Source organism: Enterobacter sp. MGH119 (assembly GCF_001037675.1).
Lineage (GTDB): Bacteria > Pseudomonadota > Gammaproteobacteria > Enterobacterales > Enterobacteriaceae > Enterobacter > Enterobacter hormaechei_C.
On record NZ_KQ089930.1, the window covers coordinates 564,176 to 585,814 of the forward strand.

Consider the following 21,639-nt stretch of genomic DNA (forward strand, 5'->3'; position numbering starts at 1 on the left):
AGGCAATTCAATATGAACTCATTTGAGCGAAGGAATAAAATCGTTGACCTCGTCAACGCACATGGCAGCGTAATGGTGCTGGATCTGTCGAATATGTTTGGAATTTCAGAAGTGACTATTCGAACAGATCTGCGCCTGTTAGAAGAAAAAGGACTGGTCACTCGTTTTCACGGTGGCGCCGCAAGGCCTGGCAGCAATCTGGCCGAAAGTGAAAATCAGGAAGTCGTGCTGGAAGACCGTTACCAGCTGGCGAGCGATCCGAAAAAACGCATCGCACAAGCAGCGGCGGCCATGATTGAAGAAGGGATGACGATTATTCTGGATAGCGGAAGCACCACGATGCTGATCGCCGAAGCGCTGACCAAAAGAGCCAATATCACAGTCATCACCAACAGTCTGCCAGCCGCTTTCGCCCTCTCAGAGAACAAAGACATTACGCTTGTAGTCTGCGGCGGCACGGTACGTCATAAAACGCACTCTATGCACGGTACCATCGCCGAGCGTTCACTGACGGGCATCAGCGCCGATTTAATGTTTGTCGGGGCTGATGGTATTGATGCCACTAACGGTATTACCACCTTCAATGAGGGATATTCGATCAGCAGCGTGATGGCCGCTGCCGCGCATAAGGTGATTGCCGTACTGGATGCCAGCAAGTTCAATCGTCGCGGGTTCAACCAGGTGCTGCCGATGGAAAAAATAGACTGTGTGATTACGGATGATGGGATCGGAAAGCACGAAAAAGAACTGTTGGGTAAAACGGGCACCGAGATCATTACGGTTTAGCGAATGACGCAGGTTCACGTATGACATGCGTAATTAGCTTTTCCGACATTTATACCGACATTTTATAAAGTTGTAGGCCGGGTAAGGCGAAGCCGCCACCCGGCAAAACAGGCAGCAGGGGCTTACTCCCCCTGCTGCTCCAGCGCATATTTATACAGTGCATTTTTCTTCACGCCGTGGATCTCCGCCGCCAGCGCCGCCGCTTTTTTCAGGGGGAGTTCAGCCTGTAGCAGAGCCAGCGTACGCAGCGCATCGGCAGGCAGAGCGTCTTCCTGCGCTTTGTGCCCTTCAACAATCAGCACCATTTCGCCCTTGCGGCGGTTTTCATCCTCTTTCACCCACGCCAGCAGTTCGCCAACCGGCGCACCGTGAATGGTTTCCCACGTTTTGGTCAACTCACGCGCCAGCACCACGTAGCGCCCTTCGCCCCAGACGGTCACCATATCTTCCAGGCTTTCCAGCAGACGGTGAGTTGATTCGAAGAAGATCAACGTACGCGGTTCAGCTTCCAGATCCTTTAACACATCGCGACGGCCTTTGGATTTAGCAGGCAGGAAGCCTTCGTAGCAGAAACGATCGGACGGCAGGCCCGCAGCGCTTAACGCCGCAATCGCCGCGCACGGCCCGGGCAGCGGCACAACGCGGATGCCTGCTTCACGGCAGGTGCGTACCAGATGGTAGCCCGGATCGTTGATCAGCGGCGTTCCCGCATCGGAGACCAGCGCGATGTTCTGCCCTTCTTTAAGCTTCGCCACCAGCGATTCGGCTTTTTGTTGCTCATTGTGATCGTGCAGGGCAAACAAACGGGCGTTAATGGCAAAGTGTTGTAGCAGTAAACCGGTATGACGGGTGTCTTCAGCAGCAATTAAATCAACAGCTTGCAATACGGTGAGCGCACGTTGGGTAATATCAGACAAATTCCCGATAGGAGTAGGTACAATATAAAGCTGGCCTTGAGAATTATCTGCCGTTTCGTGTTGTTTCATTGTTTCGTCCGTATTGCCGATTTAATATTGAGCATTGCGTAAAAAAATCACTGGATACAGTATGGTACCGTTAACGTTTCTTCAAAAAAAAGCCGCGCACAGCGTGCCCCTCCTGCTGGCAGCCCTGATCTTTACCGGCTGCGGCACCCAGGCACCTGACCAGAGCACTGCTCATATGCAGGGATCCGCTCAGGCTGATTCTGGCTTTTATCTGCAACAAATGTCGCAGAGTACAAATGATACCAGGATCAACTGGCAATTACTCGCCATTCGTGCACTGCTGAAAGAAGGGAAAACCCAGCAGGCCGCCGAGCTGTTCAGCCAGCTGCCGCAGGATCTTAACGACACTCAGCGCCATGAGCAGACGCTGCTGTCAGCAGAACTGAAGGTCGCGCAAAAAGATTACGACGGCGCGAAGAAGATCCTCGGCACCATCGATCTCAGCACGCTGGATAAAAACCAGCAGGCCCGTTTCTGGCAGGCCGGTATCACCGCTGAGCAGGGCCGCCCTTCCCTGACGCTACTCCGCGCGCTGATAGCCCAGGAGCCTCTGCTCGCGGGTGCGGACAAGCAGAAAAATATTGATGCAACCTGGCAGGCGCTCGCCTCCATGACCCAGGATCAGGCCAAAGCGCTGGTAATCAACGCCGATGAAAATGTTCTGCAAGGCTGGCTGGATCTGCAACAGATGTGGTTCAACAACCGCAGCGATCCGAACATGCTGAAAGCTGGCATTACCGACTGGCAAAAGCGTTACCCGCAAAACCCGGGAGCGAAAATGCTGCCAACGCAGCTGGTGAACGTGCAAAACTTTAAGCCCGCCTCCACCAGCAAAATCGCCCTGCTGCTGCCGTTAAACGGTCAGGCAGCGGTGTTTGGTCGCGCCATTCAGCAAGGTTTCGAAGCCGCGAAAAACGGCACTACCGCCGTCAGCGGTAGCGCGGTTCCGACCCAGGCAGCACAGGCGGCGAATGTGAATAACGTTGTCAGCCCGTCCGCCGCCGAAACCAGCGACCTGACCACCGCGCAAACCCCTGCGCAGGGCACCATGCAGAATCCGGTTACCGCCCCAACGACGCAGCCCGCTCCCCCTGCGCCTGCGGCAACACAGGCCCCGGCTGAAACACCGGCGCCCGTGACGGCAGAACAACCTCAGCCGCAAACCGCGCAGCCGGAACAGCAGCCAGCAACCCAGCCGCAGGCTGTGGCCACCACCAGCGCTAACCCTGGTGCAGTGTTGAAAATCTACGACACCAGCGCCCAGCCGCTTGACCAGGTGCTGGCGCAGGTTCAGCAGGACGGGGCCAGCATCGTTGTCGGCCCGCTGTTGAAAAACAACGTGGAAGCGCTGATGAAGAGCGACACCACGCTGAACGTGCTGGCGCTTAACCAGCCTGAGCAGGTTCAGAACCGCGCCAATATCTGTTACTTCGCCCTCTCTCCGGAGGATGAAGCCCGCGATGCGGCCCGTCATATTCACGAGCAGGGCAAGCAGGCGCCGCTGCTGCTGATCCCACGCAGCACGCTGGGCGATCGCGTTGCCAACGCGTTTGCGCAAGAGTGGCAGACCCTTGGCGGTGGCGTGGTGTTGCAGCAGAAATTTGGCTCAGCTGCCGAACTGAGAGCGGGCGTGAACGGCGGGGCAGGTATTGCCCTCAACGGTAGCCCGGTATCCGCCAGCCTGCCGCAGCAGCAGAGCGTCACCATCGGCGGTCTGACGATCCCAGCGCCCCCTACCGACGCGCAAATCAGCGGCGGCGGTAAAGTGGATTCGGCGTACATCGTCGCTACGCCGGAAGAGATCGCCTTTATCAAACCGATGATCGCCATGCGTAACGGCAGCCAGAGCGGCGCAACGCTCTACGCCAGCTCACGCAGCGCACAGGGTACCGCAGGCCCGGATTTCCGTCTGGAAATGGAAGGACTGCAATACAGCGAGATCCCGATGCTGGCAGGCAGCAACCCGCAGTTGATGCAGCAGGCGCTGGGCGCGGTGCGCAATGACTATTCCCTGGCGCGTCTGTACGCGATGGGCGTCGATGCCTGGGCGCTGGCAAACCACTTCACCCAGATGCGCCAGGTACCGGGCTTCGAGCTTAACGGGAATACCGGCGATCTGACCGCCGATCAGGATTGTGTGATTAACAGGAAGTTATCATGGCTCAAATACCAGCAGGGGCAGATTGTCCCGGCCAGTTAAGCCGTAAACAGACCGGCGACGCGTGGGAGTTAAAGGCGCGTCGCTGGCTTGAAGGCAAAGGACTGCGCTTTGTCGCCGCCAACGTTCGCGGGCGCGGCGGCGAGATTGACCTGATCATGAAAGACGGTCAGACCATCGTGTTTGTTGAAGTTCGCTACCGACAGTCGTCCCGTTTTGGCGGTGCTGCCGCCAGCGTGACGCTCGCCAAACAACAAAAATTATTACAGACTGCCCACTTGTGGCTTGCCCGCCATAATGGGAGTTTTGATACTGTGGATTGCCGTTTCGATGTGGTAGCCTTCACCGGAAATGCGATCGACTGGCTTAAAAACGCGTTTGGCGAAGACGCATAAATAAGATTTTAAAGGGATACCGTGCTCGAACGAATTAAAGTGTGCTTCACAGAAAGCATTCAAACGCAGATTGCCGCGGCGGAAGCCCTTCCGGACGCGATCTCGCGTGCAGCGATGACACTGGTTCAGTCGCTGCTCAACGGCAACAAAATCCTCTGTTGTGGCAATGGCACGTCCGCCGCCAACGCACAGCATTTTGCTGCCAGCATGATCAATCGCTTCGAAACCGAGCGCCCAAGCTTACCTGCCATTGCACTAAACACCGATAACGTGGTCTTAACTGCGATTGCCAACGATCGTCTGCATGACGAAATCTACGCCAAGCAGGTGCGCGCCTTAGGCCATGCCGGAGACGTGCTGCTGGCGATCTCCACGCGCGGTAACAGCCGGGATATCGTTAAAGCGGTTGAAGCGGCAGTGACCCGGGATATGACGATTGTCGCCCTGACCGGTTACGACGGCGGTGAGCTGGCTGGCCTGCTGGGGCCGCAGGATGTGGAGATCCGCATTCCTTCGCACCGTAGCGCCCGCATCCAGGAGATGCATATGCTCACGGTGAACTGCTTATGCGATCTGATCGATAACACGCTTTTCCCTCACCAGGATGATTAAGGAGTTCTCATGAAGGTTTTATCGGCCCTTGCAGTCGTGATGTCTGCATTACTGCTTCAGGGATGCATCGCTGCCGCTGTAGTCGGTACCGCAGCGGTCGGCACCAAAGCAGCGACCGATCCGCGTACCGTTGGGACGCAGGTGGATGACGGTACGCTTGAGCTGCGCGTAAACAGCGCACTGTCGAAAGACGAGCAGATCAAGAAGGAAGCACGCATCAACGTGACGGCTTATCAGGGCAAAGTGCTGCTGGCAGGCCAGGCGCCAAATCCTGAACTCGCCTCGCGCGCCAAACAGATCGCGATGGGTGTGGAAGGCACGGCGGAAGTGTATAACGAGATCCGCCAGGGCCAGCCGATTGGTCTCGGCACCGCGTCATCTGATACCTGGATCACCACCAAAGTGCGTTCCCAGCTGCTGGGTACCGACCAGGTGAAATCCTCAAACGTGAAAGTGACCACGGAGAACGGCGAAGTGTTCCTGCTGGGTCTGGTGACGGAACGTGAAGGGAAAGCGGCAGCGGATATCGCCAGCCGGGTGAGCGGCGTGAAACACGTCACCACCGCCTTTACTTACATTAAGTAATTCCCACCTGGCTACAGGCCCGGTAAGCGCTAGCGCCACCGGGCTTTTTTTCACACAAGCGCCATACTCCCCACAATCACTCCACTCAACGCCACCAGCCCCGCAGTCAGCCACAGCGCTTTCGCCGGGAATGATTTACGCAGCATGATAAGCGACGGCAGACTCACCGCCGGCAGCGTGATGAGCAGCGCCAGCGCTGGTGCGGTCCCCATACCGGCCATCATCATGGTCTGAATAATCGGGATCTCCGCCGCGGTTGGGATCACGAACAGGCAACCGGCCACCGCCATCGCAATCACCCACATCAGCGTGTTGTCGATAGCGCCATCCGCATGCGGGAACAGCCAGACGCGCGCGGCCCCCAGCACCAGTACGGCCAGGATATAGACCGGAATGGTGCTCCAGAAAAGCTGCCACAGCGCTTTGCCCCAGCGAGCAAAGAAACTGCCCTGCGGCTCGCTGACGTCCAGCTCAACGGAAGCAGACCCGGCCTCGTTGTCTTTCACCAGGTGCTGCACCAGCGTAGCGACAAGCACCACCGTCAGCAGGCCAGCCGCCAGACGGATAAACGCGAAATGCCAGCCGAGAACGAAGCCCATAAACACCAGCGTTGCCGGATTCAGCAGTGGGTTACCCATCCAGAAGGCAAGCGCGCCGCCCATCGACACGCGCTGTCGGCGCATACCCGCCGCCACCGGTGCGGCGCAGCAGGAACACATCATGCCCGGCAGGGAGAAAATCGTCCCCAGCAGCGTGCCCTGCAAGCGCGGCTGTCCCAGGGTTTTCACCAGCCAGTTACGCGGGATAAGTACCTGAATCAGCGAGCCCAGCAATACGCCCAATACCGCCGCTTTCCAGACGGCAAGAAAATAGACCATTGCGTAATCCCACGCCGCGCGTAGCGGGCTGGAATCGGCCTGCGCGAGAATCGATTTACCGATGCTGTGGGTGTCGGCGGCGGTGAAGGCTTTACCGTAGTACGGCTGCCATTTCACATACCAGAGGCCAATGATGACCACGAGAAAGAAGAGTGCGGGCTTCCACCACTGAACAGGTGTTGCCGCCTGAGATGAAGACTGACCAGTCATACCATTCCCCGGAAGGTGTTATTTAATAAGCCGGGGAAGTTTACGCCTCGCCCTGCGCGATTTCACGCAGTTTTGCCGAAGGGATAATATTAACCCCCTCCTGCGACGGAGCCAGCGCCTCTTTTAGCATCGCCAGCGCGACATCCCGCGCCTCGATGGACTTCCAGTTACCCGGCAGAATGCGAAACAGCGGAGCGAAAAAAGACTCGTTAAAACGACGTTCGTCACGGTGCCCCATCAGCATGGAAGGCCGCGCGATGGTCAGGCGCTCCCATTTCTGCGCGATTAACGCCTCTTCCATTTTGCCCTTCACCTGGTTGTAAAAAAACGGCGAGCCTGCGTTCGCGCCGTGCGCGCTGACCACCAGGAAATGTTTTGCGCCCAGCTTTTTCGCCGTCAGGGCGGTATCCACCACCAGCGTGTAATCCGCATGGACAAAAGCTTCTTTACTGCCCGCTTCCCGTCGGGTGGTGCCAAGGCAGCAAAAGGCGATATCAATGGGATCCTGCACCTGCGCCAGCGCGTCGGTGAGCTGTGGATCGTGCGGGTTATAGACGCCGGTGATATCCAACAGCGGGCGACGCGTCGGGGCGGCGATATAATTGATATGCCGATCCTGGATCAGCAGCCGCAGCAGATGTCCACCCACCAGCCCGGTTGCGCCGGTAATCAGTACCTGACTCATCTTATCCCCTTTACAGAATTGTCCGTTTGCGTTCTGGGCCTGCTCTACCACACTTAAAAGTCTGTTACAGGTAAGTATTTACCACAAACGGGAAAAAAACAGTCTGAAGCGAAAACAACGGAGGAAGCATGGGTAAAAAAATCGCAGTCTTGATTACCGACGAGTTTGAAGATTCAGAATTTACGTCGCCAGCAGAGGCATTCCGCAAGGCGGGCCACGAGGTGGTCACCATCGAGAAAGAAGCGGGTAAAACCGTGAAGGGCCATAAGGGCGAAGCCAGCGTGACCATTGACGAATCCATTGATAACGTCAGCCCGTCGGATTTCGACGCCCTGCTGTTACCGGGCGGCCATTCACCGGATTCCCTGCGCGGAGACGAGCGTTTCGTCACCTTTACCCGTGACTTCGTCGGCACCGGTAAACCGGTATTTGCCATTTGCCACGGTCCGCAGCTGCTGATCAGCGCCGAGGTGGTACGCGGGCGTAAGCTCACCGCGGTGAAGCCGATCGTTATCGATCTGAAAAACGCGGGAGCCGAGTTCTACGATCAGGAAGTGGTGAACGATAACGATCAGCTGATCACCAGCCGTACACCGGACGATCTGCCGGCGTTTAACCGTGAAGCGCTACGCCTGCTCGGCGCGTAACCAGTGCAGCTTTTTACCAAAGCCCAGGGTGTTGTCGGTAAATTTCAGCTCATCAAGGCGGATTTCCCACACCGGGGCTTTTAGCGCCGCAGCCACCGGGAAGCGGCGCGTATAGCGTTTACGTTGCGCGTCGCTCTCCTTCCCTTCCAGGCGACGAATTTCACCTTTGAACTGGACCCCGCGGATCAGCGCAACAGTTTTAGGCTGACCGTTTACCGTACCTGCCACTTTTGCCTGCTGGCCCGTCATCTGCGCATGCCGCGTTTTGTCTTCGCTCATTACGTAAAAGGCCACGCGCTCGGGATCGTAGTAATAAAAGGCATTTGCGCACCACATCTCCTCGTCTTTACAGACGCACCAGGTCACGACATGCTGCTTTGCCAGCCAGCGGTTAATGGCGGCCAGTGTTTCCATTTTCGCTCTCTCTCATGCTATGGTGCGTTCACCTTAACATACTGAATCTGTTTACTGTGTGCTGGTTTCTCTATCTTGTCCGAACCGCTGATAACGCACTCTACACCGGGATCACTACCGATGTGGCACGGCGTTTTTTACAACATCAAACGGGGAAAGGGGCGAAAGCACTACGGGGGAAAGGTGAACTTCAGTTAGCGTTTTCAGCCGCCGTGGGCGACAGATCCCTGGCGCTCAGGCTGGAATACCGCATCAAGCAGCTGACAAAGCGCCAGAAAGAGCGTCTCGTCAACGGGGACGGCTCTTTCGAGGCGCTACGCGAAAGCCTGCTTAAAAACGATTGAAATGATCGTGGTACTCCACCAGACCGGTAACGCCGTCGAGCGCATCATCTGCCAGATGATGCACCTGGAAAGATGTTTCCGTGCCCGGCCAGTGGCAGCGCAGATCGTATCTGGACGCTGGCTCAAAACCTAAACGTTCGTAGAACGCCGGATCGCCCAGAACGACGACAGCGGCATAGCCAAATTCATTCAGTGAATCCAGTCCTTCATAGACCAGCTGGCGCGCCAGGCCCTGGCCACGGTAGTTTTCATCCACCGCCAACGGCGCCATGCCGACCCACTGCAACTCTTCACCCTGCACAATCACCGGGCTGAAGGCCACGTAGCCGACCACCTGCCCTTCATCGTCAGTGGCAACCAGGCCCAGCGTAATCAGGCCATCTTCGCGAAGATCGTGAACCAGTTGGGCTTCGGCGTCGCCTGCAAAAGAGCGGCGTAACAACGCATCGATACCCGGCGCATCAATCCCAATTTCGACTCGAATCAGCATGGTTCACCTACTGAAGTGTGTTTACTGTCCGGCGGGGTTTTTAGCCCGGCCTCAACGAAATCTGCCATTTGCATCAACATCATACGCAGCGCTTTCGGCATCTGCTCCAGTTCAATGGCATCCATTAAATTTTTGACGTACAGACCGAGCTCCGTGTCGCCTTCAATCACCAGACGACGCTGGAAGAAGAGGGTGTCCGGATCCTGTTTGCGCGCGGCGATCATCAGCAGATCGCTGGCATCCGCGCTAAAGCTGACATCCGCCTCGGCGGTTTCACGGACGATAAGCCGATCGTTCTCAACGGAAGTAAACCAGCGCAACCCGATATCGCGCACTTCAATCTTTAACCAGCGGCCTTCCAGAAACTCCAGCTCACCGTCCTGTAGCGCCTGGCGGAACTGCCAGCTCAGTACCTGTTCCAGCACCTGGCGTTTAAGCGCGAACGGCGCCAGTTTTACCGGCACGCTCAGCATTGATGGACCAAATTGTACGAGACGTGAACGCAGTTTATCCAGCACGAGCTTTACTCCCTGATAGCTATAGTCCTGCTATTTTGCCATATCCCGACAAGAAGATAGCGGCGTAAATCAACAAACCGTTGTCCGGTGTACCTCATTATTGGTGCCATCAATACGCCATTAGCTGCCTTAAATCAAAAATTGTCGCGTATGGGTTAATTAAAATCCCAGCTCGTTAACATTTTTTACGATCCCTGCGATCGACAACATCGGGATAAATTATGGAGCTGCTCTGCCCTGCCGGAAACCTTCCGGCGCTTAAGGCGGCCATCGAAAATGGGGCCGATGCGGTCTATATCGGGCTGAAAGATGATACCAACGCCCGCCATTTTGCGGGTCTTAACTTTACGGAGAAAAAGCTTCAGGAAGCCGTTAACTTCGTCCACCAGCACCGGCGCAAACTGCACATCGCCATCAATACCTTTGCCCATCCTGATGGCTATGCCCGCTGGCAGCGCGCCGTGGATATGGCGGCCCAGCTGGGCGCCGATGCGCTGATCCTGGCCGACCTCGCCATGCTTGAGTATGCGGCAGAACGTTATCCGCATATTGAGCGCCATGTCTCTGTTCAGGCATCGGCCACCAATGAAGAGGCCGTCCGTTTTTATCATCGACACTTTGACGTGGCTCGCGTGGTGCTGCCGCGCGTACTCTCTATTCATCAGGTTAAGCAACTGGCGCGCGTCACGCCAGTGCCGCTGGAGGTTTTTGCCTTCGGCAGCCTGTGCATCATGGCCGAAGGCCGCTGCTATCTTTCCTCGTATTTGACCGGCGAATCGCCAAATACCGTCGGCGCCTGCTCGCCTGCCCGCTTCGTTCGCTGGCAGCAAACGCCGCAGGGACTGGAGTCACGCCTGAATGATGTGTTAATTGACCGCTATCAGGACGGTGAAAACGCGGGCTACCCGACGCTGTGCAAAGGCCGATATCTGGTGGACGGCGAGCGCTACCACGCGCTGGAGGAGCCCACCAGCCTCAACACGCTGGAACTGCTGCCAGAGCTGCTGGCCGCCAATATTGCCTCGGTGAAAATCGAAGGCCGCCAGCGCAGCCCGGCCTACGTGAGCCAGGTGGCAAAGGTGTGGCGTCAGGCCATCGACCGCTGCATGGCGGACCCGCAAAACTACGCCCCGCAGGCGGCATGGATGGAGACGCTCGGCGCGATGTCCGAAGGCACCCAAACCACGCTCGGCGCGTATCACCGTAAATGGCAGTGAGATAATCATGAAATATTCATTAGGGCCGGTGCTTTACTACTGGCCAAAAGAGACGCTGGAAGATTTTTACCAGCAGGCGGCTAACAGCAGCGCCGATGTGATTTACCTCGGCGAAGCGGTGTGCAGCAAGCGCCGCGCCACCAAAGTGGGCGACTGGCTGGATATGGCGAAAAGCCTGGCCGGCAGCGGCAAGCAGGTGGTGCTCTCGACGCTGGCGCTGGTGCAGGCGTCCTCTGAACTGGGCGAGCTGAAGCGCTATGTCGAAAACGGTGAGTTCCTGCTGGAGGCGAGCGACCTGGGCGTGGTGAACATGTGCGCCGAGCGTAAGCTGCCGTTTGTCGCCGGACATGCGCTGAACTGCTATAACGCGGTGACCCTGCGCCTGCTGCTCAAACAGGGGATGACACGCTGGTGCATGCCGGTTGAGCTCTCCCGCGACTGGCTGGCCAACCTGCTTACACAGTGTGAAGAGCTGGGCATTCGCAACAAGTTTGAAGTGGAAGTTCTGAGCTATGGGCATCTGCCGCTGGCCTACTCTGCCCGCTGCTTCACCGCACGTTCCGAAGATCGTCCGAAAGACGAGTGCGAAACCTGCTGCATTAAGTACCCGAACGGACGCAGCATGCTGTCGCAGGAGAATCAGCAGGTGTTTGTTCTTAACGGCATTCAGACCATGAGCGGTTACGTCTATAACCTCGGCAACGAGCTGGCGTCAATGCACGGGCTGGTGGATATGGTGCGTCTTTCGCCGCTGGATACCGGCGTATTCGCCATGCTGGACGCCTTCCGCGCCAACGAAAATGGCGCTGCTCCACTGCCTCTGACGGCAAACAGCGACTGCAACGGTTACTGGCGACGTCTCGCCGGGCTGGAATTGCAGGCGTAAAAAAAGCTCACTTTGTTAACAACGGTTATCATTTTTTAATGCAGTATTAAAGATTGACCGTCGACAAAGTGAGCTGTTATGACTGACAAAACCATTCCGTTTTCGGTGCTGGATCTGGCGCCGATCCCACAAGGCTCCTCGGCCAGAGAAGCCTTCACGCACTCTCTCGATCTTGCTCAGCTTGCCGAAAAGCGCGGCTATCATCGCTACTGGCTGGCGGAGCACCACAATATGGTGGGCATCGCCAGCGCCGCCACCTCGGTGCTGATTGGCTATCTGGCGGCGAATACCACCACACTGCACCTGGGCTCCGGCGGCGTGATGCTGCCAAACCACGCCCCGCTGGTGATTGCTGAGCAGTTCGGGACGCTGAATACCCTCTATCCGGGCCGTATTGATCTAGGGCTTGGCCGCGCGCCGGGCAGCGACCAGCCGACCATGCGCGCCCTGCGTCGCCATATGAGCGGCGATATCGATAACTTCCCGCGCGATGTGGCGGAGCTGGTGGACTGGTTTGACGCGCGGGATCCGAACCCGCACGTGCGTCCTGTGCCGGGGTACGGGGAAAAGATCCCGGTATGGCTGTTAGGCTCAAGTCTGTACAGCGCGCAGCTCGCCGCCCAGTTGGGGCTGCCGTTTGCGTTTGCCTCGCATTTCGCACCGGATATGCTGCATCAGGCGCTGCATCTCTACCGCACGCACTTCAAACCGTCCGAGCGTCTGGAGAAACCGTACGCGATGGTCTGTATCAATATCATTGCCGCCGACAGCAACCGCGACGCGGAATTCCTGTTCACCTCCATGCAGCAGGCGTTTGTGAAGCTGCGTCGCGGTGAGACGGGCCAGTTGCCGCCGCCAGTAGAGAATATGCATCAGCTGTGGTCGGCCTCCGAGCAGTATGGCGTGCAGCAGGCTCTGAGTATGTCGCTGGTAGGTGATAAGGCGAAAGTGCGTCACGGGCTGGAGTCGGTGCTGCGTGAAACCCAGGCGGATGAGATTATGGTTAACGGCCAGATTTTCGATCACCAGGCGCGTCTGCATTCGTTTGATTTGGCAATGCAGGTGAAAGAGGAGTTGGTGGGGTAGTTTTTTGCTATGCCCGGTGGCGCTTCGCTTACCGGGCCTACGGGATCGCGTAGGCCGGATAAGGCGTAGCCGCCATCCGGCACAAAAACTTACTGATATACCGGCAACAGGTTAAAACTCGACAGCACGTGGACCACCGCGTTGCCGATACCAAATACCAGAATCAGCGCAATCATCGGCTTTCCGCCCCAGACGCGGAATTTCGGGCTGCCGAAGCGCTTACGTGATTTGCGCGCCAGCAGCGCCGGTACAATCGCCGCCCAGATGGTGGCCGCCAGTCCCGCATAGCCGATGGCGTACAGGAAACCGTTCGGCCACAGCAGGCCGCCCACAATCGGCGGCAGGAAGGTCAACAGCGCCGTTTTGAAGCGCCCCGTCGCAGAGTCATCAAAACCAAACAGATCCGCCAGGTAGTCAAACAGGCCCAGCGTCACGCCGAGGAATGAACTCGCCACCGCAAAGTTCGAGAAGACCACCAGAAGCAGATCCAGGCTGCGGCTGTTCAGCACGCCGCCCAGCGCCTGTACCAGCACATCAATGTTACCGCCCTTCTGCGCAATGCCGATAAATTCCGGACGCGGGATGTTACCCATCGTCCCCAGCAGCCAGATCACATACAGCGCCAGCGCCAGCAGCGTGCCGTAAACCAGGCATTTCACGATGGTGCGCGGATCCTTGCCGTAGTACTTCATCAGGCTCGGTACGTTACCGTGGTAGCCAAACGACGCCAGACAGAACGGCAGGGTCATCAGCAGGTACGGCGTATAAGAGGTGTTCGTTTCGGCAACGTTAAACAGCGTGGCCGGCGTGACGTGCCCCAGCAGGCTGCCGAAGGTAAGAAAGAAGGTGATGACCTTTGCGCCCAGCACGATTGCCGTCATGCGGCTGACCGCTTTGGTGCTCATCCAGACGATAAACGCCACGCCCAGCGCGAAGCAGAGACCCGCCAGACGCGCCGGAACGTTCAGCGACATCTCTGAGAAGGTGTGATGCAGAATCGACCCGCTCGCTGAAATGTACGCGTAGGTCAGGATATAGAGTACAAACGCGATGGACAGCCCGTTCACCAGGTTCCAGCCTTTGCCCAACAGATCCCGGGTGAGGGTGTCGAAGCTGGAGCCAATGCGGTAGTTCAGGTTTGCTTCAAGGATCATCAGCCCGGAATGGAGCATGCAGAACCAGGTGAAAACCAGCGCCGCCAGCGACCAGAAGAACCACGCACCGGACATGACCACAGGCAGGGAAAACATCCCGGCACCAATGATGGTTCCGCCGATGATCACCACGCCGCCAAGCAGCGAAGGTGACGTTTGGGTGGTGGTTAGTGTTGCCATGCGGCCTTATCTCCAGTGAAAAATGTGGTTCTGCATTTTAGTGTGTTGCACTGTACCAGTACAAGAGTACAAAAGGAATAAAAAAAGCCCCGATAGCGACTATCGGGGCTGTATATTTTACTTTACGTCAGAAGCGAAAGGCTTACGCGTCACCGAAACGACGACGGCTGGCACCTTCTTCACGGCGTGGACCACGGTTTTCGCGGCGCTCGCCGGAGAAACGACGGCCTTCACCACCGCGACCTTCGCTGCGACCGCCTTCACGACGCTCGCCACCGAAACCGCGACCACCGCCACGACGTTCGCCGCCACGGTCAGGACGTGGCTGTGCATCGCCCAGCAGCTGCATGTTCATCGGCTTGTTCAGGATGCGGGTGCGAGTAAAGTGTTGCAGTACTTCGCCCGGCATGCCTTTTGGCAGCTCGATGGTGGAGTGGGAACCGAACAGCTTGATGTTACCAATGTAACGGCTGCTGATGTCGCCTTCGTTAGCGATCGCGCCAACGATGTGACGAACTTCAACACCATCATCACGGCCCACTTCAATGCGATACAGTTCCATTTCGCCAGCGTCACGACGCTCGCGACGTGGACGGTCTTCACCACCACGCTCTGGACGGTCACCGCGTGGACCACGGTCGTTACGGTCGCCACGACGTTCGAAACGATCGTCACGGTCACGGAACTCACGCTTAGGACGCATCGGCGCATCAGGTGGCACGATCAGGCTACGTTCGCCCTGCGCCATTTTCAGCAGTGCTGCGGCCAGGGTTTCCATGTCCAGCTCTTCGCCTTCAGCGACAGGCTGGATCTGGGACAGCAGCGCACGGTACTGATCCAGATCGCTGCTTTCCAGCTGCTGCTGTACTTTCGCGGCGAATTTTTCCAGACGGCGTTTGCCCAGCAGTTCTGCGTTTGGCAGCTCAGCTTCTGGAATGGTCAGCTTCATGGTGCGTTCAATGTTACGCAGCAGACGACGCTCGCGGTTCTCAACGAACAGCAGCGCACGGCCTGCACGACCCGCACGACCGGTACGGCCGATACGGTGAACGTAAGACTCGGAGTCCATTGGGATATCGTAGTTTACAACCAGGCTGATACGCTCAACGTCCAGGCCACGTGCTGCCACGTCGGTTGCAATCAGGATATCCAGACGACCGTCTTTCAGACGCTCCAGAGTCTGCTCACGCAGGGCCTGGTTCATGTCGCCGTTCAGCGCTGCGCTGTTGTAGCCGCTACGCTCCAGGGCTTCAGCCACTTCCAGGGTCGCGTTTTTGGTACGTACGAAGATAATCGCCGCATCAAAATCTTCCGCTTCCAGGAAACGGACCAGCGCTTCGTTTTTGCGCATGCCGTATACAGACCAGTAGCTCTGGCTGATGTCCGGGCGAGTGGTCACGCTGGACTGAATGCGCACTTCCTGCGGCTCTTTCATGAAGCGGCGGGTAATGCGACGGATCGCTTCTGGCATAGTTGCAGAGAACAGAGCGGTCTGATGACCTTCCGGGATCTGCGCCATGATGGTTTCTACGTCTTCGATGAAGCCCATACGCAGCATTTCATCGGCTTCGTCCAGTACCAGGCCGCTCAGTTTAGAGAGGTCCAGGGTACCGCGCTTCAGGTGATCCAGCAGACGGCCCGGCGTACCGACAACAATTTGTGGGCCCTGGCGCAGGGCGCGTAACTGCACGTCATAACGCTGGCCGCCGTACAGGGCTACCACGTTTACGCCGCGCATATGTTTAGAGAATTCCGTCATGGCTTCAGCAACCTGAACAGCCAGTTCACGGGTTGGAGCCAGGACGAGGATCTGCGGCGCGCGCAGGTCCGGATCAATGTTGTTCAGCAGCGGCAGCGAGAATGCTGCGGTTTTACCGCTACCAGTCTGGGCCATGCCCAGCACGTCACGACCAGAAAGCAGGTGTGGGATACACTCAGCCTGGATCGGAGATGGTTTTTCGTAACCCAGATCGTTAAGGGCTTCAAGGATAGGAGCCTTCAGGCCCAGATCTGCAAAAGTGGTTTCGAATTCAGCCATGTAGTACAAGTGCCTCGATATTAATGGCGGCCAGTCTACTTAGCTCATCGTGAAAATGATTAGCAATTTTCATTGAAAAGTGTGAACCGGCTCAAATTAGGTGTATTGACGAACAACAACGCCCTCACCAGTGAAGGTGATGGCAATCAAAAGATTACGGGCTGATGTTTATGTCGTCAGCTATTGCTGGTCCGATTCTGCCAGGTCGTCTTGCTCCTGGCCCAAGAGCGATAATTCCAACAATGCATAACGGTGCTCAACGAAGTTATGTACGTTGTTAGCAACCGCTAATTTGAACAGTGCCGTAGCGCTGTCCATATCCCCCAGACTTAGGTAGTACTTACCTAAATAGAAGTTGGTTTCACTGAGATGCTCAGCGAGCGAGGTGTTATCCGTTGCGTCCGCCTTGAGGCGTTCCATCAGCGTTGCTTCGCTAATGTTGCCCAGGTAGAACTCGACAATGTTCCATCCCCACTGTTCCTTGTCCGATTTCTCGAAGCGCTGTTTCAGTGCTTCTTTGGCCTGCTTCTCATCAAGCTTCTGCTCAACGATGTAAAGCCACAGGCTGCGGAAAGGATCATTAGGATCGTCTTGATAAAACGCCAGCAGATCATCTTGCGCTAACTTATCACGTCCGCCGTAATACAATGCGATACCGCGATTCAAGTGCGCGTAGTTGTAAGTTGGATCAAGCTCAAGTACAGAATCAAACGCTTCATAGGCAGCATCAAAATTGCCTGCCTGCGTTAAATAAATGCCTAAGTAATTGAATACTTCAGGCATATCAGGTCGAATCGCCAGCGCTTGTGAAAAATCATTTCGCGCCAGTGCCCTCAGACCGAGACTATCATACAACACTCCGCGCTCATATAAAAGCTGTGCGCGTTCGTCATCGGTTAAAGCCCGACTGGCAAGTATTTGTTCCATGCGTGCCAGAATGACTTCCTGCTGCAAAGTCGGTTGCAATGGCACTGCGAGGACTTCGCTCTTACGCCAGGCAGAGTTGCTGCATCCTGCCAGCGTTAAAGCTGTCGCAACGAAACACCAGCGCAAAAAAGGCTTCATTTCCCACTCCCGAAGACAACTATTGGATGAACGTCCTGTCCCCCGGCGGCTTAACAAGGCGTCCTGCCTGATAATAAGCCCTCCGCCTGCGCGGAGGGCAAATGGCAACCTTACTCGCCTTGCTGTTCAGCAGCCGGAGCTTCCGGCGCCGCAGCAGGCTGAGACTGCTCGGTTGCTTCTTTAATGCTCAGACGGATACGGCCCTGGCGGTCAACTTCCAGAACTTTCACCGGTACTTCCTGACCCATTTGCAGGTAATCGGTCACTTTCTCAACGCGCTTGTCAGCGATCTGAGAGATGTGTACCAGACCTTCTTTACCGCCACCGATGGCAACGAATGCGCCAAAGTCAACGATACGGGTCACTTTACCATTGTAGATACGGCCCACTTCGATTTCTGCCGTGATCTCTTCGATACGACGGATAGCGTATTTCGCTTTCTCGCCGTCGGTTGCTGCGATCTTCACAGTACCGTCATCTTCGATTTCGATGGTGGTGCCCGTTTCTTCGGTCAGTGCACGGATAACGGAACCGCCCTTACCGATAACATCTTTGATCTTGTCTGGATTGATCTTGATGGTGTGAATACGCGGAGCGAATTCAGAGATATCACCGCGTGGCGCGTTGATAGCCTGTTCCATCACGCCCAGGATGTGCAGACGCGCACCTTTAGCCTGGTTCAGAGCAACCTGCATGATCTCTTTGGTGATACCTTCAATTTTGATATCCATCTGCAAGGCAGAGATACCGTCGCGGGAACCCGCCACTTTGAAGTCCATATCACCCAGGTGGTCTTCATCACCCAGAATGTCAGACAGAACAACGTAGTTGTCGCCTTCTTTCACCAGACCCATTGCGATACCCGCAACGGCGGCTTTAATTGGCACGCCTGCATCCATCAGCGCCAGAGAAGCGCCACACACGGAAGCCATGGAAGAAGAACCGTTGGATTCAGTGATTTCAGACACCACACGTACGGTGTACGGGAATTTGTCTGCTTCTGGCATCACTGCCAGCACGCCGCGCTTCGCCAGACGACCGTGACCAATTTCACGACGCTTCGGTGAGCCAACCATACCGGTTTCGCCCACAGAGTACGGAGGGAAGTTGTAGTGGAACAGGAAGCTGTCAGTGCGCTCGCCCATCAGTTCGTCGATGATCTGTGCGTCACGTGCAGTACCCAGGGTCGCGGTTACCAGCGCCTGCGTTTCACCACGGGTGAACAGCGCAGAACCGTGAGTACGTGGCAGTACGCCAGTACGCACGTCCAGACCACGGATCATGTCTTTTTCACGGCCATCAATACGCGGCTCGCCTGCCAGTACGCGGCTACGAACAACGTTTTTCTCGATGGCATGCAGGATTTCACCAATTTCGTTAGCGTCCAGCGTTTCGTCTTCGGCAACCAGGGTCGCGGTTACTTCAGATTTGATCACATCAACCTGAGCATAGCGCTCCTGTTTGTCGGTGATGCGGTATGCGTCGCTCAGACGAGATTCTGCCAGTGCAGCAACGCGTGCGTTCAGCGCGTCGTTGGCCGCTTCTGGCTGCCAGTCCCAACGTGGTTTACCGGCTTCTTTCACCAGGTCGTTGATGTTCTGGATAACAACCTGCTGCTGGTCGTGGCCGAAGACCACAGCGCCCAGCATCTGGTCTTCGCTCAGCAGTTCAGCTTCGGATTCAACCATCAGCACCGCGGCTTCAGTACCGGCGACAACCAGGTCCAGCTTACTCTCTTTCAGCTCTTCCTGAGTTGGGTTCAGCACGTACTGATCATTGATGTAACCCACGCGCGCAGCACCGATTGGACCATTGAATGGAATACCAGACAGTGACAGGGCAGCAGACGCACCGATCATCGCAACGATGTCCGGGTTAACCTGCGGGTTAACGGAAACAACGGTTGCGATAACCTGCACTTCGTTCACGAAGCCTTCCGGGAACAGCGGACGAACCGGGCGGTCAATCAGACGCGCGATCAGGGTTTCGCCTTCGCTTGGACGGCCTTCACGACGGAAGAAGCCACCTGGGATTTTACCGGCAGCGTAGGTACGCTCCTGGTAGTTAACGGTCAGTGGGAAGAAGTCCTGACCTGGTTTAGCTTTTTTCTGGCCAACTACGGTAACGAATACAGCAGTGTCATCCATGCTTACCATAACGGCAGCAGTAGCCTGACGCGCCATCATGCCGGTTTCCAGCGTGACGGTATGCTGACCATACTGGAATTTACGAACGATCGGATTCAGCAAAGTTCTGTCCTTTCTTAAATGTTTGAAAGCACACCTCAGGTGTGCTGACGATTTAACCCGACCTTCTTCGCATCCTCGCGACTAATGACAACCGACACCCCCATGGGTGAAGCCTCTCATTAGCCGCGCGAACCTCTGCAATGAAGATCATTTATAGCAACAATACAATAGTTTCCATTGAATTGCTGCCGTCTGGTTGAAAAAAGGGGCCATCAGGCCCCCTTTTCTGAAACTCGCAAGAATTAGCGACGCAGACCCAGACGCTCGATCAGCGCGGTGTAGCGTGCAACATCTTTACGCTTCAGGTAGTCGAGCAGTTTACGACGCTGAGAAACCATACGCAGCAGACCACGACGGCTGTGGTGATCTTTTTTGTGCTCTGCAAAGTGACCTTGCAGGTGGTTAATCTGTGCAGTCAGCAGTGCAACCTGAACTTCGGTAGAACCGCTGTCGTTAGTACCACGACCAAACTCAGAAACGATTTTAGCTTTAGCTTCAACGCTTAGAGACATTTTCAAACTCCAAAGTATAAAGAATGTAAGGATGCCGATCTCTAATTCAGCTATCCCATGTACGCCCCGCAGATTGTTAAACAATTTACCAGGCGTTAAGCGGCGATATTCTACTCGTCTCCCCTGCTTATCGCAAGGTAAGGCGTTATCACCGTCACGCTTCGACCGGATATTCGACGACCAGACGACGCGGCGCCACACGCCCTTCGCCGTCCATTTCGCCCATACCGATGAATTTCCCTTCGTCACCTTCCGTCACGCGTACCAGGCCCTCAAGCGGTGCCCCCGTTGTGCGAACCGGGTTTCCGTTCTTAAAGTAAACGGACGATGTTAAAGGAAGATTAACAACCGGGAAGTCCACTGCCGGACTGTCCATTGGCATCAGCAGGGGGTCCAGCAGATCGGCCGGCGCAACGCCCTGCGCTTGCGCCTGCTCAATCAGGGCGTGCAGATGCTCAAGCGTCACCATGCGTTCGACCGGATATTTGCTGACCGCCAGACGACGCAGATAAATCACATGCGCGCCGCAGCCCAGCTTTTCACCGAGGTCATCAATGATGGTGCGGATATAGGTCCCTTTCGAACAGTGTACTTCCAGCTCGAGTTCATCACCTTCGTGACGAATGAACAGCAGCTCATACACGGTAATCGGACGAGCTTCGCGCGGAACCTCAATGCCCTGACGTGCATATTCGTAGAGCTTTTTGCCCTGATATTTCAGCGCCGAATACATCGACGGCACCTGTAGCGTATCACCACGGAAGCTGTCCAGCGCCGCATCAAGTTGCTCTGCGCTGAAGGTCACCGGGCGCTCTTCCACCACCTGGCCATCTGCATCGGAGGTATCCGTGCGCTGGCCCAGTTTGGCAATCACGCGGTAGCGCTTATCGGAATCCAGCAGGTACTGGGAAAACTTTGTCGCTTCCCCCAGGCAGATCGGCAGCATGCCGGTTGCCAGCGGATCCAGCGCGCCAGTGTGCCCTGCTCGGTTGGCGTTATAAATACGCTTCACTTTTTGCAGCACGTCGTTGCTGGATGCGCCCTGTGGTTTATCCAGCAACAGCACGCCATGCACGTCACGACCGCGACGACGAGGACGACTCATCAGTCCTCCTTGCTGTCGTCCGCCGGGTTAACACGACGCTCATCGTCATGTTTCACCACGCTGGTCACCAGGTTGGACATACGCATACCTTCAACCAGCGAGTTGTCGTAGAAGAAGGTCAGCTCTGGCACGATACGCAGGCGCATCGCTTTGCCAAGCAGAGAGCGAATGAAACCAGAGGCTTCCTGCAACGCTTTAATGCCGTTCTTCACAGCGTCTTCATCCTGGTCATTCAGGAAAGTTACAAACACTTTGGCGTACGCCAGGTCGCGGGACATTTCCACGCCAGACACGGTGGTCATCATACCCACGCGTGGATCTTTGATTTCACGTTGCAGAATGAGAGCGATCTCTTTCTGCATCTCCTGCGCGACGCGCTGTGGGCGACCAAATTCTTTCGCCATAATAAATTCTCCAGACAAAAAAGGGGCTTAAGCCC

Annotated in this window: 24 protein-coding genes; 10 read left to right on the top strand and 14 right to left on the bottom strand. The window is 56.3% G+C overall.

Going from position 1 to position 21,639, the window contains the following annotated elements; genetic code table 11:
• The first annotated feature begins 12 nt into the window (after nucleotides 1–12).
• The gene (locus tag SK53_RS14065) at nucleotides 13–786 is read left to right on the top strand and encodes a DeoR/GlpR family DNA-binding transcription regulator (protein ID WP_032660466.1); all 774 of its coding nucleotides are present in this window, start codon (nucleotides 13–15) and stop codon (nucleotides 784–786) included.
• Nucleotides 787–908: 122 nt separating this feature from the next.
• Here SK53_RS14065 and rsmI read toward each other — a convergent pair whose 3' ends face one another.
• Nucleotides 909–1,772: a 16S rRNA (cytidine(1402)-2'-O)-methyltransferase gene (rsmI, locus tag SK53_RS14070; RefSeq protein WP_032607975.1), complete on the bottom strand. Its 864-nt coding sequence runs from the start codon at nucleotides 1,770–1,772 to the stop codon at nucleotides 909–911.
• Between the two features lie 61 nt (nucleotides 1,773–1,833).
• On the opposite strand from rsmI, the gene SK53_RS14075 reads away from it, so the two are divergent.
• The 4 genes from SK53_RS14075 to dolP are packed head-to-tail and all read left to right on the top strand — an operon-like array spanning nucleotide 1,834 to nucleotide 5,522.
• Nucleotides 1,834–3,972 carry a penicillin-binding protein activator gene (locus tag SK53_RS14075; RefSeq protein WP_048209661.1) on the top strand — a complete coding sequence of 713 codons (2,139 nt, stop codon included), beginning with the start codon at nucleotides 1,834–1,836 and terminating at the stop codon, nucleotides 3,970–3,972.
• Nucleotides 3,930–4,325, top strand: coding sequence for a YraN family protein (locus SK53_RS14080; protein ID WP_003861751.1), 396 nt, complete (start codon nucleotides 3,930–3,932; stop codon nucleotides 4,323–4,325). Before SK53_RS14075 ends, SK53_RS14080 begins: the two co-directional genes overlap by 43 nt.
• A gap of 21 nt (nucleotides 4,326–4,346) precedes the next feature.
• Nucleotides 4,347–4,937: a DnaA initiator-associating protein DiaA gene (gene diaA / locus SK53_RS14085; protein WP_003861754.1), complete on the top strand. Its 591-nt coding sequence runs from the start codon at nucleotides 4,347–4,349 to the stop codon at nucleotides 4,935–4,937.
• 9 nt (nucleotides 4,938–4,946) lie between these two features.
• Nucleotides 4,947–5,522 (top strand): division/outer membrane stress-associated lipid-binding lipoprotein, encoded by a 576-nt coding sequence (gene dolP / locus SK53_RS14090; RefSeq protein WP_003861756.1) that lies wholly within the window; start codon nucleotides 4,947–4,949, stop codon nucleotides 5,520–5,522.
• 50 nt (nucleotides 5,523–5,572) lie between these two features.
• Here the strand turns inward: dolP and SK53_RS14095 are convergent, their stop codons facing one another.
• On the bottom strand, nucleotides 5,573–6,610 hold the full coding sequence (locus SK53_RS14095; protein WP_003861758.1) for a permease: 1,038 nt from the start codon (nucleotides 6,608–6,610) through the stop codon (nucleotides 5,573–5,575).
• A 40-nt stretch (nucleotides 6,611–6,650) separates the two neighbouring features.
• A complete protein-coding gene (locus tag SK53_RS14100; protein WP_023304489.1) occupies nucleotides 6,651–7,295 on the bottom strand; it encodes an NAD(P)H-binding protein in 645 nt (214 codons plus the stop codon).
• Nucleotides 7,296–7,423: 128 nt separating this feature from the next.
• Here SK53_RS14100 and SK53_RS14105 point away from each other — a divergent pair, with 128 nt between their 5' ends.
• Complete coding sequence (locus tag SK53_RS14105; RefSeq protein ID WP_015571965.1) at nucleotides 7,424–7,942, top strand: type 1 glutamine amidotransferase domain-containing protein; 519 nt, start codon at nucleotides 7,424–7,426, stop codon at nucleotides 7,940–7,942.
• On the opposite strand, the gene SK53_RS14110 is transcribed toward SK53_RS14105, so the two are convergent.
• Nucleotides 7,922–8,356, bottom strand: coding sequence for a YhbP family protein (locus SK53_RS14110; RefSeq protein ID WP_023314902.1), 435 nt, complete (start codon nucleotides 8,354–8,356; stop codon nucleotides 7,922–7,924). The two genes, SK53_RS14105 and SK53_RS14110, sit on opposite strands and share 21 nt — an antisense overlap.
• Nucleotides 8,357–8,370: 14 nt before the next feature.
• Here SK53_RS14110 and SK53_RS14115 point away from each other — a divergent pair, with 14 nt between their 5' ends.
• Nucleotides 8,371–8,700 carry a GIY-YIG nuclease family protein gene (locus SK53_RS14115; protein WP_003861768.1) on the top strand — a complete coding sequence of 110 codons (330 nt, stop codon included), beginning with the start codon at nucleotides 8,371–8,373 and terminating at the stop codon, nucleotides 8,698–8,700.
• Here SK53_RS14115 and SK53_RS14120 read toward each other — a convergent pair.
• Entirely contained in the window at nucleotides 8,687–9,190 is a 504-nt protein-coding gene (locus SK53_RS14120; RefSeq protein ID WP_023323783.1) for a GNAT family N-acetyltransferase, read from the bottom strand. The two genes, SK53_RS14115 and SK53_RS14120, sit on opposite strands and share 14 nt — an antisense overlap.
• On the bottom strand, nucleotides 9,184–9,708 hold the full coding sequence (locus tag SK53_RS14125; protein ID WP_003861771.1) for a ubiquinone anaerobic biosynthesis accessory factor UbiT: 525 nt from the start codon (nucleotides 9,706–9,708) through the stop codon (nucleotides 9,184–9,186). The genes SK53_RS14120 and SK53_RS14125 overlap by 7 nt, the downstream gene beginning before the upstream one ends.
• Nucleotides 9,709–9,929: 221 nt before the next feature.
• Between SK53_RS14125 and SK53_RS14130 the strand changes: the two genes are divergently transcribed.
• The 3 genes from SK53_RS14130 to SK53_RS14140 all read left to right on the top strand — a co-directional run bounded on the left by SK53_RS14130 (nucleotide 9,930) and on the right by SK53_RS14140 (nucleotide 12,897).
• Nucleotides 9,930–10,925, top strand: coding sequence for a ubiquinone anaerobic biosynthesis protein UbiU (locus SK53_RS14130; protein ID WP_003861773.1), 996 nt, complete (start codon nucleotides 9,930–9,932; stop codon nucleotides 10,923–10,925).
• 7 nt (nucleotides 10,926–10,932) lie between these two features.
• Nucleotides 10,933–11,811, top strand: a complete 879-nt coding sequence (locus tag SK53_RS14135; protein ID WP_003861775.1) for a U32 family peptidase — start codon at nucleotides 10,933–10,935, stop codon at nucleotides 11,809–11,811.
• A 78-nt stretch (nucleotides 11,812–11,889) separates the two neighbouring features.
• Nucleotides 11,890–12,897 carry a luciferase-like monooxygenase gene (locus tag SK53_RS14140; protein ID WP_003861777.1) on the top strand — a complete coding sequence of 336 codons (1,008 nt, stop codon included), beginning with the start codon at nucleotides 11,890–11,892 and terminating at the stop codon, nucleotides 12,895–12,897.
• Nucleotides 12,898–12,986: 89 nt separating this feature from the next.
• Here SK53_RS14140 and mtr read toward each other — a convergent pair whose 3' ends face one another.
• From mtr to rbfA, 8 genes are all read right to left on the bottom strand, one after another.
• A complete protein-coding gene (gene mtr / locus SK53_RS14145) occupies nucleotides 12,987–14,231 on the bottom strand; it encodes a tryptophan permease (protein WP_003861779.1) in 1,245 nt (414 codons plus the stop codon).
• Nucleotides 14,232–14,373: 142 nt separating this feature from the next.
• Complete coding sequence (locus SK53_RS14150) at nucleotides 14,374–16,269, bottom strand: DEAD/DEAH family ATP-dependent RNA helicase (protein WP_003861780.1); 1,896 nt, start codon at nucleotides 16,267–16,269, stop codon at nucleotides 14,374–14,376.
• A complete protein-coding gene (gene yrbN / locus SK53_RS23635) occupies nucleotides 16,262–16,342 on the bottom strand; it encodes a protein YrbN (RefSeq protein WP_097397692.1) in 81 nt (26 codons plus the stop codon). The genes SK53_RS14150 and yrbN overlap by 8 nt, the downstream gene beginning before the upstream one ends.
• 107 nt (nucleotides 16,343–16,449) lie before the next feature.
• On the bottom strand, nucleotides 16,450–17,334 hold the full coding sequence (nlpI, locus tag SK53_RS14155; protein ID WP_003861782.1) for a lipoprotein NlpI: 885 nt from the start codon (nucleotides 17,332–17,334) through the stop codon (nucleotides 16,450–16,452).
• Between the two features lie 110 nt (nucleotides 17,335–17,444).
• Nucleotides 17,445–19,583, bottom strand: coding sequence for a polyribonucleotide nucleotidyltransferase (pnp, locus tag SK53_RS14160; RefSeq protein ID WP_003861786.1), 2,139 nt, complete (start codon nucleotides 19,581–19,583; stop codon nucleotides 17,445–17,447).
• A 242-nt stretch (nucleotides 19,584–19,825) separates the two neighbouring features.
• Nucleotides 19,826–20,095: a 30S ribosomal protein S15 gene (gene rpsO / locus SK53_RS14165; RefSeq protein ID WP_003861789.1), complete on the bottom strand. Its 270-nt coding sequence runs from the start codon at nucleotides 20,093–20,095 to the stop codon at nucleotides 19,826–19,828.
• Nucleotides 20,096–20,249: 154 nt separating this feature from the next.
• On the bottom strand, nucleotides 20,250–21,200 hold the full coding sequence (truB, locus tag SK53_RS14170) for a tRNA pseudouridine(55) synthase TruB (protein WP_003861791.1): 951 nt from the start codon (nucleotides 21,198–21,200) through the stop codon (nucleotides 20,250–20,252).
• On the bottom strand, nucleotides 21,200–21,604 hold the full coding sequence (rbfA, locus tag SK53_RS14175; RefSeq protein WP_003861793.1) for a 30S ribosome-binding factor RbfA: 405 nt from the start codon (nucleotides 21,602–21,604) through the stop codon (nucleotides 21,200–21,202). Before rbfA ends, truB begins: the two co-directional genes overlap by 1 nt.
• Between the last annotated feature and the right edge of the window lie 35 nt (nucleotides 21,605–21,639).